General features: G+C 70.9%; 11 protein-coding genes and 1 pseudogene. 5 read left to right on the forward strand and 7 right to left on the reverse strand.

All coding sequences use genetic code 11. The features are described from left to right. Positions 1 to 101: 101 nt before the first annotated feature. Both GS4_RS02975 and GS4_RS26455 read right to left on the reverse strand, forming a co-directional pair. Positions 102 to 2,810, reverse strand: coding sequence for a DUF6049 family protein (locus GS4_RS02975; protein ID WP_245555545.1), 2,709 nt, complete (start codon positions 2,808 to 2,810; stop codon positions 102 to 104). Further along, a pseudogene (locus GS4_RS26455) lies at positions 2,803 to 3,573 on the reverse strand (NUDIX hydrolase); the annotation flags it as partial. The gene GS4_RS02975 and the pseudogene GS4_RS26455, both read right to left, overlap by 8 nt. 996 nt (positions 3,574 to 4,569) lie before the next feature. On the opposite strand from GS4_RS26455, the gene GS4_RS02985 reads away from it, so the two are divergent. Beyond that, complete coding sequence (locus tag GS4_RS02985) at positions 4,570 to 6,024, forward strand: CCA tRNA nucleotidyltransferase (RefSeq protein WP_007617349.1); 1,455 nt, start codon at positions 4,570 to 4,572, stop codon at positions 6,022 to 6,024. A gap of 34 nt (positions 6,025 to 6,058) precedes the next feature. Here the strand turns inward: GS4_RS02985 and GS4_RS24695 are convergent, their stop codons facing one another. Together GS4_RS24695 and GS4_RS02995 are read right to left on the reverse strand one after the other, a co-directional pair. After that, complete coding sequence (locus GS4_RS24695; RefSeq protein ID WP_007617351.1) at positions 6,059 to 6,628, reverse strand: pyridoxamine 5'-phosphate oxidase family protein; 570 nt, start codon at positions 6,626 to 6,628, stop codon at positions 6,059 to 6,061. Positions 6,629 to 6,762: 134 nt separating this feature from the next. Further along, a complete protein-coding gene (locus tag GS4_RS02995; protein WP_007617353.1) occupies positions 6,763 to 7,749 on the reverse strand; it encodes a YegS/Rv2252/BmrU family lipid kinase in 987 nt (328 codons plus the stop codon). A gap of 190 nt (positions 7,750 to 7,939) precedes the next feature. Here GS4_RS02995 and GS4_RS03000 point away from each other — a divergent pair, with 190 nt between their 5' ends. The 4 genes from GS4_RS03000 (at position 7,940) to GS4_RS03015 (ending at position 12,007) form a co-directional block, all read left to right on the forward strand. Further along, the gene (locus tag GS4_RS03000) at positions 7,940 to 8,545 is read left to right on the forward strand and encodes a TetR/AcrR family transcriptional regulator (RefSeq protein ID WP_040509380.1); all 606 of its coding nucleotides are present in this window, start codon (positions 7,940 to 7,942) and stop codon (positions 8,543 to 8,545) included. After that, positions 8,545 to 10,086, forward strand: a complete 1,542-nt coding sequence (locus tag GS4_RS03005) for a glycerol-3-phosphate dehydrogenase/oxidase (protein WP_007617357.1) — start codon at positions 8,545 to 8,547, stop codon at positions 10,084 to 10,086. Before GS4_RS03000 ends, GS4_RS03005 begins: the two co-directional genes overlap by 1 nt. 61 nt (positions 10,087 to 10,147) lie before the next feature. Continuing rightward, positions 10,148 to 10,744, forward strand: coding sequence for a pentapeptide repeat-containing protein (locus GS4_RS03010; protein ID WP_007617359.1), 597 nt, complete (start codon positions 10,148 to 10,150; stop codon positions 10,742 to 10,744). 57 nt (positions 10,745 to 10,801) lie between these two features. Then, positions 10,802 to 12,007 carry an acyl-CoA dehydrogenase family protein gene (locus tag GS4_RS03015; protein ID WP_007617362.1) on the forward strand — a complete coding sequence of 402 codons (1,206 nt, stop codon included), beginning with the start codon at positions 10,802 to 10,804 and terminating at the stop codon, positions 12,005 to 12,007. Between the two features lie 29 nt (positions 12,008 to 12,036). Here the strand turns inward: GS4_RS03015 and GS4_RS03020 are convergent, their stop codons facing one another. Genes GS4_RS03020 through GS4_RS03030 form a run of 3 tightly spaced genes read right to left on the reverse strand, consistent with a single transcriptional unit; the run spans position 12,037 to position 13,872 of the window. Continuing rightward, positions 12,037 to 12,360, reverse strand: a complete 324-nt coding sequence (locus GS4_RS03020; protein WP_007617363.1) for a DMT family transporter — start codon at positions 12,358 to 12,360, stop codon at positions 12,037 to 12,039. Beyond that, complete coding sequence (locus GS4_RS03025; protein ID WP_007617364.1) at positions 12,357 to 12,761, reverse strand: DMT family transporter; 405 nt, start codon at positions 12,759 to 12,761, stop codon at positions 12,357 to 12,359. The genes GS4_RS03020 and GS4_RS03025 overlap by 4 nt, the downstream gene beginning before the upstream one ends. Before the next feature lie 19 nt (positions 12,762 to 12,780). Further along, positions 12,781 to 13,872, reverse strand: coding sequence for an aminotransferase class V-fold PLP-dependent enzyme (locus GS4_RS03030; protein WP_007617365.1), 1,092 nt, complete (start codon positions 13,870 to 13,872; stop codon positions 12,781 to 12,783). Positions 13,873 to 13,990 lie beyond the last annotated feature (118 nt).

Here is a 13,990-nt window from a genome sequence, read left to right on the forward strand (position 1 = left end):
CGGCTCCGGGCGCGGCCGGCGCGACGACGGCCCCGGTGGGATGCGTCGCGGACTCGCCCGACGGGGCTCGTCGGGGTCCGGACTCTGGGGTGGACGTTCGGTCATCGATCGTCCTCTGGTGGTTCGGGACGGACGACGGGTTCCTCGACACGCAGGGTGCGCTGACGCACCTGATAGGTGGCGCCGGCCAGATGCCGTTCGTGCTCGTCGGGTTCGGGTCGGTCCTCGTCGGCCGGGTCGGGCTCACCGCGGAAGCGGTGCCAGAGCCTGCGCGCGGTCAACAGGACCAGTGCGGCGCCGGCGCAGATGGTGATGATGAACAGCGGCATGCCGTAGGCGTTGGAATGCACCGACAGGCTGATGGGGACCCCGAGCGGCACGCCGCTGGAGGTCAGCATCGAGATGGTGACGGTGATGGCCTCGGAACTGTCGGCGCGCGTCGGCATCTGGATCTGACGTGTACCGCGCGCCGGTATCTCGATGACCCCGACATCGCCGACGTCGAAGTCGGTCGGCGCGGACGTGTCGATCCGTACCCGGACCGGGAGTGCGAGGTCGTTGCGTACCACCAACAGCAACGGGCTACGTTCGGAGGCCAGCGTGTAGCGGCCACCGGGGTCGAGGATCGACACCGCTCCGGTCATCCGTTGCAGTGTCGCATCGACGGCCTCGGTGCGCTGGGACCGTTGCTCGGTGAGCACGGTCCGGGCCGGCGGGGTCAGGGTGTCGGGACTACGGACCGCGCGCAGCAGGTCCTCGCGTAGCGGCGCGACGTACCGCTGCGGGCTGACATCGACGTCCTCGCTGCTGACGAGCGATGCCTGCAGGCGCCACGACAGCTCGGCGCTGCGCCGGATCGACGCCGCGACGCGGTCGTCGACCACCCAGGCCGCCCGGGCGTCGGTGGCGGTGCCGGACGGAGAGACGATCCGCGCAGCATCGGTCACGCCGTCGAGGTCGCGGACGACGTCGGGCAGCGGAGCCGGACGCGCGGTGCCCGACTCGAGCAGCACCGTGGCGGTCGACAGGAGCGCAGCCGCATCGTCGTCGGATGGCGACCAGTATGTGGGCGGCACCACGAACTGACTGCGACCGGTGATCGGGAGTGGTTGCGGCCGTTGCGGTTCGCCGTCGGAAGCGAGGCGATCCGGGGCGGCGATCGCGGTGTAGGCGAGTGACGCGGTCGCGGTCTGCCGACGGCTGGCCGGCGACTCGCCCGCGAGGGCGACCCGTTGGTCGGCAGGGGTGAGCGCGGGGGTGGTCGGTGCCGTGCCGACTGCGCCGAGCGCCGCGCTGACGGGCGTGTCGAAGGTCTGCGCGCGGAGGTTCTCGATGCGGTAGCGACCCGATGCCTGCGTGCCGCGGGCGGGATCGACGGAACCGGCAGCCGTCACCAGTCGGTCGCGTTTGCTCGACTCGAGGAGCCCGGCGCCGGCCGGATCCACGGATCCGACGGCCGGGATGGTGAGGTCGCGGACGCTGCGGACGTCGAGGATGCCGTCCACCACGTCGGACGGTGTCGCCAGCGCGGCGGTGGTCAGCCCGACGTCGTCGATACGGGCCAGTGAATCGAGATCCGCCTGCGCGAAGGGCAGAGCGGTCACGCACATCTTCGACGCGACGCGACGCAACTCGGTCAGCCACGCGTCGGCGGCATCGCGGCCGGTACCCGGGGTGGTCGGCGAGCGCGGGTTCTCCGGATCGTCGGTGACGACGTATCCCAGCGACATCGCGCGGACCGTGACGAGCAGGTCCGGGTCGACGGCCAGGCAGGTGCTCTGCGCCAGTTTCGCCGACGGAGCGTCCGCATCCGCGTCCTGTGCGGAGGTGGAGGTGGGCGGGAAGGATCCGGGCGGCGACGATCCGGGTGACGCCGACGAGGGTGCACTCGCAGCGCTGCTCGAACCGTCGGAAGCGCCGGAGGCGTCCGACGAGTCGCCCTCCGGTGCGCCGACCACCGGGGTCAATGCGTGCAGCAGGCGGTACAAGCGGCCACCGGGGGAGACCGATCGGGCCATGTCCTCGCTGATCAGACGGACCGGCTCGGTGCCACCGCCCAGGACGCCGGGGGCGAGCTGCGGGGGAGCGGCGAGCGGCCAGAGCATCGTCAACGCCGACGGGCTCGACGTGTTAGCCGAGACCGAACCGTCGGGGCCGACGTCGGGATCACCGGAGCCCTCGAGGGGGTCGACATAGGCCCGGGCGCGGGCCCGATCCGGCGGCAACGACAGGACCGGCAGAAGCGTGCGCGTCCCGCCGACCTGTGCGAGCGATCCGTACTCGGGCACCCCGTTCAGGTTCACCTGCAGCGGATACACGCCGGTCCGGTCGATGCCGAGACCACCCGGCGCCGACAACGGCATGCTCAGCGAGAACGGCTTGCTGTCGCCGGGTTCGAGGAGATCGTCGAACTGCCGGAACTCATCCGAGGCCGCGACGGGTGGATGGTCGACGGCCAGTGAGCGTCGGAGTCCGGCCGCCGACTGCACACGGTCGCCGCGCTCGAGCCGGATAGTGGTGTCGCGCAGGGTGCGACTGCCCACGTTCTCCACACGACCGGCGACGGTGACGGTCGCATCGCTGCTGCTGGTGACCAATGACGGCGTCACGGAGTCGATGACGACATGGGCGAAAACCTCGGAACCGGAGGTGTCGTCACCCGGGTCGGCTCCGGCGGGTGAGCTGACCGGTGCGGCCAGCAGCATCGCGATCATCAGCGCACCGGCCAGCGCTGCCCATCGGCGCGCGGCGCGAACGGCGCAGCGGTGTCGGGAGCGGGGGATTCGGTGGACGTCGGCGGGCCTAACCATCGCCGGACGAGCCGCGTCGCGGGCGCCGCCTGCGCCGACGGGACCGAGCCGGCGGGGGCGGCTCGTTGCGGCGCTGGTTGCGGGCGGCTGCGGCTCTCTCATAGGCGTTGGGTTCGGTCCGGATGCTCTCGGCCTCGGATTCGGCCAACCGACGGGGATCGGCGGCGAGATCGGCGATGACTCCCCGGGCCATCCGGGCCAGTCGCCGCTCGTCAGAGTACGTGAGCTTGCGGGGGAGTTCGCGCAACGGCACCCACGCGACCTCGCTGACCTCGTAGTCCGCGTCCGACAGCTCACCGCCGACGCTCCGCAGGAGGTAGTGGTGCACGGTTTTGTGGATGCGCCGACCCTCGCTGACGAACCAGTAGTCGATCTTGCCCAGCGGGGCCACCACGGTGCCGTGGATACCGGTCTCCTCGGCGACCTCGCGGATCGCGGTCTGCTCGGCGGTCTCGCCGGTCTCGATGTGGCCCTTCGGCAGCGACCACATCATCCGTCCACGACGGTCCATCCGGCCGATCAGGGCGGCGTGCAGGTCGTCGACGGGCCGGTCGAGGTCGGAGATGACCAGACCACCGGCCGACGTCTCCCGGACGGTGTGCAGCTTCTCACCCTTGTCGCCGGTCTGCTTGGGCTCTGCCCGCCGGCGTCGGGACGGTGACGCTCCCGGGTCGCCGTGGCCGAGGCCGGTCTTGGTGATCTTCGCCGACACCGCGACGAGGTCGGACGGCTTGGGTCGTGAGACCCGTGCCCGACCGGGTTCGGAGTTGGTGGTGCCTGCCCCGCGTCCCGGCGGAGGTCCCGGTTTCGGTACGTCACCGGCCGAGCTGCGTGCGGCCCGGGGGCGCCCGTTCGGGTGCCCGCCGTTCGGGTGTCCGCCGTTCGGGTGTCCGCCGTTCGCGTGTCCACTATTCGGGTGTTTACCGTGCGGATGGCCCGCGCTGTGGCCTGCCCCGTTCTGGTCACCACCCCGGCGAGCGGTGTTCTGTCCGGTGCGCTGGTCTTTCGGTTGCTGACCGCGCGGCTCGTCGCGCCGGTCGGACGGTCGGGGTCCGGGCTTCGGACGGCCGTCGCCGCGCTGACCACCCGAGGTGCCCGAACCGGTGTCGGTGGCTGCCGGGCGCCCGGTGGCGCCGGGGCCCGACGGTGCCGTGCGCTGGGTGGTCGAGCCGGGCCGGGCGGGGTCCTGCCGATGGGGCGCCTGCGTCGGATGCGCGGTCGGGGAGTCGGCCCGGGCGTGGGTCGCGTCGGCGGTGTCCCCGCGGCTCTCGGGGCTCCGACGTCCGCGTCGGCGTCGCCCCCGACGGGTGCGCCGACCTTTGCCCTCTCGCTTGTCCGGTGATGCGTCGCCGCCTGCGGGCGAATCCGAGCGTGGGCCGCCTCCGGTCGGTGCGGTCGAGGAGCCGGGACCACCGGTGTCGGTGCCGTTGTGCCGACGATCGCCGCCGGTCACCGCGGGTCCGTCGGTCGCCCGACCACCGCCGGCGACGTCGGCGCCGACGTCAGCTCGATGGGTGGGGGATTCGGCGGACACAGTCTCGATGCTAGCCGCTGGTCACCATGCGTTTGCCTGGATGGCGGGTCGTGGCGGTCGGCCGACCGCCCGTCGGTCGCTGTCGCGGTACTTCGATCTCCGTCTGCTCCCGGACGCCGCGACCATGCGGTCGGGTGGTGTCGGAGTGTCGCGTGGGGTCACGTCGGGGGTCGGCGCCCGGCACGCCTGTGGAGGTGGGCGCGGTCGCCGGTAGGCTCACACGACGTGACCGAGCTCCCCGACCGCCGAACGCGCCTCCTCGCGGCCGCCGCGGTGGAACTACAGGGACTCGCAGACGTCCTGGTGCCACTCGGCACGCTCTTCGCCGACGCCGGACATGAGCTCTACCTGGTGGGCGGTTCGGTGCGCGATGCCGTTCTCGGGCGCCTCTCCGGCGACCTCGACTTCACCACCGATGCCCGGCCGGAGCAGGTCGACGAGCTGCTGCGCGACTGGGCCGACGCGCGGTGGGACACCGGGATCGCCTTCGGGACCATCAGCGTGCGCAAGGGTGACCTGATCATCGAGATCACGACGTTCCGCGCCGACGCCTACGACCGTGTGAGCCGGAATCCGCAGGTCCGGTTCGGCGACTCCCTCGACGACGATCTCGTGCGGCGCGACTTCACCATCAACGCCATGGCGGTGCGCGTCGGGCGCGACGGTGCACAGGACTTCTGCGATCCCCTCGACGGTCTGAGTGCTGCGCTCGCCGGCGTCATCGACACCCCGGCCACCCCGGAGGAATCCTTCGCCGACGATCCGCTGCGGATGCTGAGGGCGATCCGCTTCGTCTCCCAGCTGGGCTTCCGGCTCGCCCCGCGGGTGCAGGAGGCGATCACCGCGATGGCCGAGCAGATCGACCGCATCACGGTCGAGCGCATCCGCGTGGAACTCGACAAGACCATCGCCGGCGAGCATCCGCTGGAGGCGATCGACCTGCTCGTGGAGACCGGACTGGCCGAGCGGGTGCTGCCGGAGATCCCCGGGATGCGCCTCACCATCGACGAGCACCACCAGCACAAGGACGTCTACCAGCACTCCTTGACGGTCCTGCGGCAAGCGATCGACCTCGAGGAGGGCGATCCCGACCTGGTGCTGCGATGGGCCGCGCTGCTGCACGACATCGGCAAGCCGGCCACACGCCGCCACGAGTCGGGCGGTGGGGTGAGCTTCCACCACCACGAGGTGGTCGGCGCCAAGATGGTGCGCAAACGCATGCGAGCGCTCAAGTACCCCAAGGCCGTGGTCGACGACGTCGCGCAGCTGGTGTTCCTGCACCTGCGTTTCCACGGTTACGGCGACGGCACCTGGACCGACTCCGCGGTCCGTCGGTACGTCACCGACGCGGGCGACCTGCTCGACCGGCTGCACAAGCTGGTGCGCGCCGACTGCACCACCCGCAACAAGCGTCGGGCCCGACGCCTGCAGGAGAACTACGACCATCTCGAGCAGCGCATCGCCGATCTCGCCGCCGCCGAGGACCTCCAGCGCGTGCGTCCCGATCTGGACGGCAACGCGATCATGGAGTTGCTCGATCTGCCGCCGGGGCCCCTCGTCGGTCAGGCATGGCGGTACCTCAAGGAGCTACGCCTCGATCGGGGACCGCTCTCGCGCGACGAGGCGGAGGAAGCCCTCAGGCAGTGGTGGGCCGAGCGCCGCGCGGCGGCCGACGGCTGAGCTGAGCGGCAGGTCGCGGGGCCGTACGAGATCGTCAGAAACGGAAGCGCGTCGGTTCGAACTGGTCCGCGGTCGGGAAGGCGAAGGCGCGTGCGGGTGTGAAGCGGTAGAGCCGGTACGGCGGGCCTCCCGACGTCGGCGCACCGTAGGGCGCGTCCACGACGTCGCCGATCACCGTCGTCGGCCAGCCGTAGACCTCGAGCAGCGCCGCCGATGCGTTCTCCAGACCGGCCGGCGTCACCAGTCGGTCGGCTCGCCCCTCGACGACCAGGTGCACCGACGACAAGTCGATGGCCAGGGACCCACGACCGTCTGCATCCAGGTGTGCCGACTTCGCGGTGGAGCCGTTGGAGGCGAACACGAAGGCGTCGCCGGTCCAGGCGGCGAAAACCGGCCGGGTGTGGACACCGCCGGCCGACCGTCCGACGCTCAACCAGGTCGTCCCCGAACCGGCACGCAGGAGTTCCTCGACGTCGGACCACACCTGCGGCCTGTTGTCGGGCTGGTCGCCGTCGGGCTGGTCGCTGCCGTGGTCGGGCAGTGTGGCGGCCGTGTGCCGGGGGATCAGTTCGACCGTGGGTTCACTCGCGTTCGGATCACTCATACCGGATCCGACCGCGTGGCCCGCTGGAACTCATCGCTCGTGACAGTGGGGCGCCCGCCCCGGACCCACCCGTCCGCACCCCGCAGGCGGAGGAGGGGTCCGAGGCCGGACGGGAACAGCGGGACGCCGAACAGCTACCGCGAGCTGAGGTCGCCCTGGGGATGTGCCGAGCGTCCACCTCGCGCGGAGGCCGGAGTGCCGGCGTCTTCGGGCACCAGCATCTCGATAGCGGCCGGGATGGCCTCGAACACGGCCGGCAGCGTGCCGACCAGGTCGCCGTCGACCGACACGAGCGCGGGTGGATCGCAGTACAGCTCGATCTCCTTGCCGCGCAGCGTGATCACCATCGGATCGTCGACGTGCTCGCCGGAGAACACCTTGGGGAACACCTGGGCGATCTTCAACCTGGCGAAGCGTGGGGGCAGCTTCCCGAGCGTCACGTCGAGCAGACCGTCGAACAACGAGGCGGCTGGCGCGATCTGCATGCCGCCGCCGTAGGAGGTGGTGTTGCCGATGGCCGCGAAGGCGAGGTCGCCGTCGAAGGCCTCGTCGTCGTCGACGCGCACGTTGTAGTGGTGTCCGCGCAGTCCGATCAGCTCTCGCAGCGCCGCGAGCGTGTATCGCGACTGGCCGCGGGGCCAGCGCATGCCGATGGCGCGTTCGGTGACCGCGGCATCGAAGCCGGTGGCGGTGACCGTGCCGAACAATTCCGACCGACCGTCGGGAAAGGTCACGCGGCCGAGGTCGACGCTGCGCGTGTGTCCGGCGACCAGCACATCGACGGCCGCGGCGACATCGTCGAGCGGTATGCCGACGTTGCGCGCGAAGTCGTTTCCGCTGCCCGCCGGGATGACCGCGACGGGTACCCCGCTGCCGTAGGTCGCCTCGACGGCGAGTCGGATGCTGCCGTCGCCGCCGACCACCACGAGGGCGTCGGTGCGGGTGCGTGCGGCCTTGCCGGCGAGTTCGCGGGCCTCGTCGACGTCCCGACCCTCGATGACCGCGACCTCGAGTCCGCGCTCACGCAGCAGGCGAGCAGCCTCGTCGCCGACCGCTCCGGCCGCACCATGGCGCGCATGCGGGTTGACCAGCAGTGTCAGGTGTCGCACGGTCCCGGTCATCGCGCACCGCCGAGCACATCGACGATGGCTGCAGGGGTGGGCGGCCCGGACCCCGGCGCGCCGCTGGGGGGGAGGTGCGGCGTGCACGGGGTCCGGCGGGCCGGCCCGGCGAAAACGGTCTCTGGGGCGCCCGTCGGCATGGCCCCGAAGGTGGGCGAAGCAACGGTCATGGGTTACAGTGTTACACATCATGTCAATCTGTAAAGACGACATCGGCGATGTGGTCCTCGATTCCGCTCGGCTCTGCCTGACGCGGAGCGAGGGACGCAAGGTCACCCTGGCCGAGGTGGCGCGTGAAGCGGGAGTCAGCAGACCCACCGTCTACCGGCGCTGGCCCGACATGGATGCCATCATCCGCGCCCTGCTGACGCGGGAGGTCCTCGGCGTGATCAATGCGGTCACCGAGACCACCCCGCTCCGGACCGCCGACTTCGACGCGACCATCGATCTGGTGGTGCGGGTGGTCGGCGCGCTGCGCGAGGACGAACTGGTCGCATCGCTGTGGCGCGAACAGCGGGAGTTCATGACGCCCTACGTGTTCGACCGTCTCGGCACCAGCCAGGAGAGCGTGCTCGCGATCCTCGCCGACACCATCGCGCGCGGGCAGGATCGCGGCGAGGTGCGCATGGGCGACGCCAAGAAGATGGCGTCGATGGTGCTGCTGATCACGCAGTCGGCGATCCAGTCGCGAGCCCTGGTGGAGACCATCCTGGGTGATGAGTGGAGCGTCGAGCTGCACCACGCGCTGTCGGCGTACCTGCGCCGACCGCCGGTTCCCGGAACGGCGGTCAACTGATGTCCGCGCTGGACACCGTCCGGCGCCGCACCGACCTCGACGCACTGCGAGCCCGCACCGAGCCTGTCGACGTACTCGTGGTCGGCGGCGGTATCACCGGCGTCGGCGTCGCGCTCGACGCCGCGAGCCGCGGACTGTCGGTGGTGTTGGTCGAGCACCACGACCTGGCCCACGGCACATCGCGCTGGAGCAGCAAGCTGGTGCACGGCGGTCTGCGTTATCTCGCCTCGGCCCGGCTCGGCATCGCCTACGAGAGCGCGGTGGAGCGGCATCACCTGATGACGACCATCGCCCCCCATCTCGTCGCCCCGCTGCGGCAGATCGTCCCCGACCACGGATCGCGACGCACCGCCGCGAGTGTCCGGATCGGCTTCCGTGCCGGCGACATGCTGCGTCGCACCGTCGGCACCCCCACCGCGGTGCTGCCGGGCCCGACGCGGATGTCGGCGGCCGAGGTCGTCGACCGCATCCCGACGGTTCGCCGGATCGGCCTGCGTGGTGGCATCTCCGGCACCGACGGTCGGCTGGTCGACGATGCCCGTCTGGTCGTGGCGGTGGCGCGTACGGCGGCCGCGCACGGCGCGACGGTCCTCACCCGGGTCCGCTCCGACGAGATCACCGGCGATGGAGCGCGTCTCACCGACACGCTGACCGGTGACAGCTTCGATGTCCCGGCCCGCACCGTCATCAACGCCACCGGCGTGTGGGCGGATCACCTCGACCGGACCATCGCCGTCCGACCGAGCCGGGGAACCCACCTCGTACTCGATGCCGCGACCCTCGGTCACCCGACGGCGGCACTGACCGTCCCGGTGGCGGGTTCGGTGAGCCGCTTCGTGTTCGCCATCCCTGAACAGCTCGGTCGGGTCTACCTCGGCCTCACCGACGTCGATGCGCCCGGCGCGGTCCCCGATGTCCCGGTGCCCGACGAGCACGAGATCGACTTCCTGCTCGACTCCGTGAACGTCGCGCTCGAGCGTTCGCTGACCCGCGCGGACATCCTCGGCACCTTCGCCGGCCTCCGCCCGCTGATCGACGAGCGGACGGCCCCCACCGAGGGTGGCGACCTCGCCGACGTCTCCCGGCGCCACGAGGTGCGCGTCACCGACGGCAAGCTGGTCAGCGTCGTCGGCGGCAAGCTGACCACCTATCGGCGGATGGCGCAGGACGCGGTCGACGCGGCGATCGGTGCGGCCGATCTCGATGCCGGGCGCTGCATCACCACCGACATCCCCCTGGTCGGGGCTGCCGGTGCGGTTGTCCCACCGGGGCTGCCACCGTCGCTGATCGCACGGTACGGCTCCGAGGCAGGGAAAGTCGTGACCACGGCGACCGTCGCCGAACCCCTGGAACGCATCGCGCCCGGGATCGACGTGACGCGTGCCGAGATCGAGTTCGCCGTCCGTGCCGAGGGGGCCCTCGACGTCGACGACGTGCTGCACCGCCGGACGCGCATCGGGCTGGTCGCGGCCGACGCCGACGCCGCCCGCCCGGCCGTCACCGAGATCGTGGACGCCGCGCTCATCGCGGCAGCCGACTGACGAGACGGCCCGACCGGGCGTCGGCCGCGGTCCGTCGGGACGTCGGTGTAGAAACGGCGGCATGACTGACGACGTGACGGGTGCGACCTTCGACCACGAGGATCTCCACGGCGAGGAGTGGACCGACCGGACCTTCACCGACTGCACCTTCGTCGAAGCCGATCTCAGTGAGATCCGTACGCGGCGAACGGTGTTCGACGGATGTGACTTCACCGGGGCCAACCTGGGGCGTTCGGTGCACCGGGCCAGTGCGTTCCGGAACTGTCACTTCGAGCGGACCCACCTCGGTCGGGTCGACATGGCCGACTGCACTCTCGTCGGGTCGATGATCACCGGCTGTCGGACCACGGCGATGTCGCTCGTCGACTCCGACCTGACGCTGGTCTCGATGGGCGAGTGCGATCTCGGCGGCGTGACCCTGACCGGGTGCCGGCTCCGCGAGGCGAATGTGTCGGGGTCGACGCTGGCCAAGTCGGACCTCTCGGGCGCCGACCTCACCGGCCTGCGGGCCATCGGCGCGGTGCTCGACGGAGCCGATCTCCGAGGTGCTCGATGTGACCCCGCACTGTGGCTGCAGACGTCGGCCGTCGGCACCCGCGTCGATCCCGCCCAGGCGATCGAGTTCGCCATCGCGCACGGGCTGCGGATCGGTGACTGACCGCCGACGCCGACGGATCGTCGACCCGTCGGCGTCCCGGTGGCTAGGGTGCGAGACATGACCGTCACCGTGCCCGATGCCGCTCAGCTGCCGTCCTCGGCCGAGGTCTCCGCCGACGACCTCGCCCAGATCCTCGCCGCCACAAGACAGTTCGTCCGTGAGAAGGTGGTCCCGCGGGAGACGGAGATCGCCGAGGGGCAGGCCATCCCCGACGACCTGCGGGCGGCGATGGCCGACCTCGGCCTGTTCGGCTTCGCGGTCCCGCAGCAGTGGGGTGGCCTCGGCCTCGATCTCGCGCAGGACGTCCTGCTCGCCGAGGAACTCGGCTATACCAGTCTCGCGGTCCGGTCGATGGTCGGCACCAACAACGGAATCGCCGGTCAGGTCCTGGTGGAGTTCGGCACCGATGCCCAGCGGGAGCGCTGGCTGACGCCGATGACGACCGGCGAGGTGGTCGGGTCCTTCGCGCTGACCGAGGAGGGCGCCGGATCGGACCCGGGCGGTCTGCGGACGTCGGCGACCCGCACCGACGACGGCTGGGCCATCGACGGCACCAAACGGTTCATCACCAACGCGACCATCGCCGGGCTGTTCATCGTCTTCGCGCGGTACCGCGAACCGGAGAAGGGCAGTCCGGGTATCGGGGTGTTCCTGGTTCCCGGCGACGCGGAGGGGATCACCGTCGGGCCGCGCGACGCCAAGATGGGGCAGGAGGGCTCGTCCACCGCGGAGGTCGTCTTCGACAAGGTCCACGTCTCGGCCGACGCGGTTGTCGGCGACGACCCCGATCTCGGCTACCGGGCCGCCATGACCATTCTCGCGCGCGGGCGCATCCACATCGCGGCCGTCGCGGTCGGTCAGGCGCAGCGCGCGCTGGACGAGTCGCTGCAGGCGGCCGTGACCACCACGCAGGGCGGCGTCTCGATCGGCGATCACCAACTGGTGCAGGGGATGTTGGCCGACCAGTACACACAGGTCTCCGCGGCCCGCGCGCTGGTGCGGCAGACCGCAGCGGCGTGGGTGTCGGGTGAGGATCGACGGATCGCGCCGTCGGCGACCAAACTGTTCTGTACCGAGGTGTTGGGTCACGTGGCCGACCTCGCGGTCCAGATCCACGGCGGCAGTGGCTACATGCGCGGCGTGGCGGTCGAACGCATCTACCGTGACGCCCGACTACTACGGCTCTACGAGGGGACCAGCGAGATCCAGCGTTTGATCGTCGGTGGCAACCTGGTCAAGGCAGAGCGTCGGCGACTGGGGTGAGTCACGGCTGCGGCCTGATCCCCCGGAAGTCAGTGCGCCGCACCGAGTTCGATGAGCAGCACGCCGGCCATGATGAGGCCGATGCCCGCCATCATCCGGCCGGTCAGCGGTTCGGCGAAGAGGAACTTGGACGCGATGGCGGTGAGTGCGACGCCGGTCGCCGCCCAGACGCCGTAGGCGACCCCGAGCGGCATGCCCTGGGCGAGAGTCAACGACAGCAGCAGGAACGCGGAGAGGTAGCCGACGGCGACCGGCACATAGAACACGCGTCGGCCGGTCGCGGCCATGCGGAGCGAGAGCGTCGCGGCGACCTCGAGGACGATCGCCCCGAACAGGGTGAGCAGCGCGATCACCGGATGCCCCGATCGTCGGTACCGCTGCTCGTCGCATCGGTCGCGCCTGCGTCATCGGTCGCGGTAGCGGTGTCGGAATCGGCGGGGTGAGAGCCGAATTCGACCAGCAACACACCGCCGACGACCAACACGAATCCGATGCCCATCAGGATCGTCAGCGGCTCGTCGTATATCGCCGCCGAGGCGAGCGCGGTGAGTGCGACGCCCGACGCGCCCCAGATGCCGTACGCGACGCCGAGGGGCATGCCGCGCTTCAGCACCATTGCGAGAAAGGCGAACGACGCGAGGTAACCGGCCGCGACGATCGCGTACAGGCCGCTGTGGTCGAGCGCTCCCTTGAGCGCGAGTGACGCGCTGACCTCGCACAGGATCGCACCGACGAGCAACAGCCAGCGGATCATCGGGCCGACATCGCCGCGCTCAGTAGCCCATGGTGCGCAAGGCGTCGGCGAGCCGATCGAGATCCTCGCGCTGCACGTCGAGATGTGGGCTGATGCGGAGCAGGGACTGCTCGGTGGCGAGTGGCGCGCGCCAGGAGTCGGCCGCGGTGACCAGGATGCCCAGGGTCCGCAGCTTGTCGCGTGCGGCCAGCACATCCGACGGCTGCCAGCCGGGCGGCGGGGCGAGCGTGACCGTTGCCGACGGCTCGTCCAGTGGCTCCACGACCTCCCAGCTGGCGATACCGTGCAGGCGCTCGCGGGTGGCGAGTCCGATGGCGGCGAGTTCGCGGAAGACCCTCTGCTGGCCGATCTCCAGCAGTTCGGCGACGGCCACGCCCAGTCCGAGCCGGCCGGCGACGAAGGCCTCGGAACTCTCGATCTGCACGGGGCGCAGGGAGTCGCGCCGGACGGCGACGAACCCGACGCCGCGCGGGCCGGTCAGCCATTTGCGGCTGGTCCCGTAGACGATGTCGGCGCCGGTCACCGTCGGTACGTGCCCGACCGCCTGCGCCATGTCGACGACCACCGGCACCCCGGCGTTGTGGGCGATCTCGACGATCTTGGCGACCGGCTGGACGATGCCGCTCATCGCGCCGATGTGGCAGATGTGGATGAACTGCGGCTGATCGAACTGCAGCATGTTCTCCAGCGCGTCGGTGTCGACGTGCCCGTACACGTCCGAGTCGGGCAACGGGCGCACCCCGTAGCCGCGGCGCTCGAACTCGACGAGGTTGGGACCGAACTCGTTGGTCGCCACCCACACGGTCGACGCGATCGGCAGGTTCCAATAGGTGAGCAGGCCGCGCAGCGCGGCGCGTGCGCTCTCCCGGAACGCGAGTTCGTCACTGGTGTGGCCGATCAGCGACGCGAGATCGCGACGGTCGCGTGCGATCTCGTCGGCGCGGTCGTCGGCAGCCACATAGGAGCCGTGCTCGGACTCACGCCACAGATGCGCGCCGATCGCCTCGATGACCGCATTGGAACTGCGACCGGCCGACGCCGAATCGAGGTGTGCGATCGCGGGTTCGACCCGCGCGTGGTGCCACAGCTCGCCGAGTTCGCTCACATACACACTGGTCAACCTACCGTGTGGCCTGCGGTGGGTGCCGGGGTGGGCACGCGGCGGGGAGTGCGCGAGGTGACCTCGTGGGTGACGGTGACCACGGACCTCCGGGAACCGGATGACCGGG

Source organism: Gordonia soli NBRC 108243 (assembly GCF_000334455.1).
Lineage (GTDB): Bacteria > Actinomycetota > Actinomycetes > Mycobacteriales > Mycobacteriaceae > Gordonia > Gordonia soli.

What these genes read in the sequence shown, in the direction of transcription:
- GS4_RS03000 (WP_040509380.1), top strand. Translation starts at nt 7,940, where the DNA reads ATGTCAATCTGTAAAGACGACATCGGCGATGTGGTCCTCGATTCCGCT.
- GS4_RS24695 (WP_007617351.1), bottom strand. Translation starts at nt 6,628, where the DNA reads ATGAGTGATCCGAACGCGAGTGAACCCACGGTCGAACTGATCCCCCGG.
- GS4_RS03025 (WP_007617364.1), bottom strand. Translation starts at nt 12,761, where the DNA reads ATGATCCGCTGGCTGTTGCTCGTCGGTGCGATCCTGTGCGAGGTCAGC.
- GS4_RS02995 (WP_007617353.1), bottom strand. Translation starts at nt 7,749, where the DNA reads ATGACCGGGACCGTGCGACACCTGACACTGCTGGTCAACCCGCATGCG.
- GS4_RS03010 (WP_007617359.1), top strand. Translation starts at nt 10,148, where the DNA reads ATGACTGACGACGTGACGGGTGCGACCTTCGACCACGAGGATCTCCAC.
- GS4_RS02975 (WP_245555545.1), bottom strand. Translation starts at nt 2,810, where the DNA reads ATGGTTAGGCCCGCCGACGTCCACCGAATCCCCCGCTCCCGACACCGC.
- GS4_RS03005 (WP_007617357.1), top strand. Translation starts at nt 8,545, where the DNA reads ATGTCCGCGCTGGACACCGTCCGGCGCCGCACCGACCTCGACGCACTG.
- GS4_RS03015 (WP_007617362.1), top strand. Translation starts at nt 10,802, where the DNA reads ATGACCGTCACCGTGCCCGATGCCGCTCAGCTGCCGTCCTCGGCCGAG.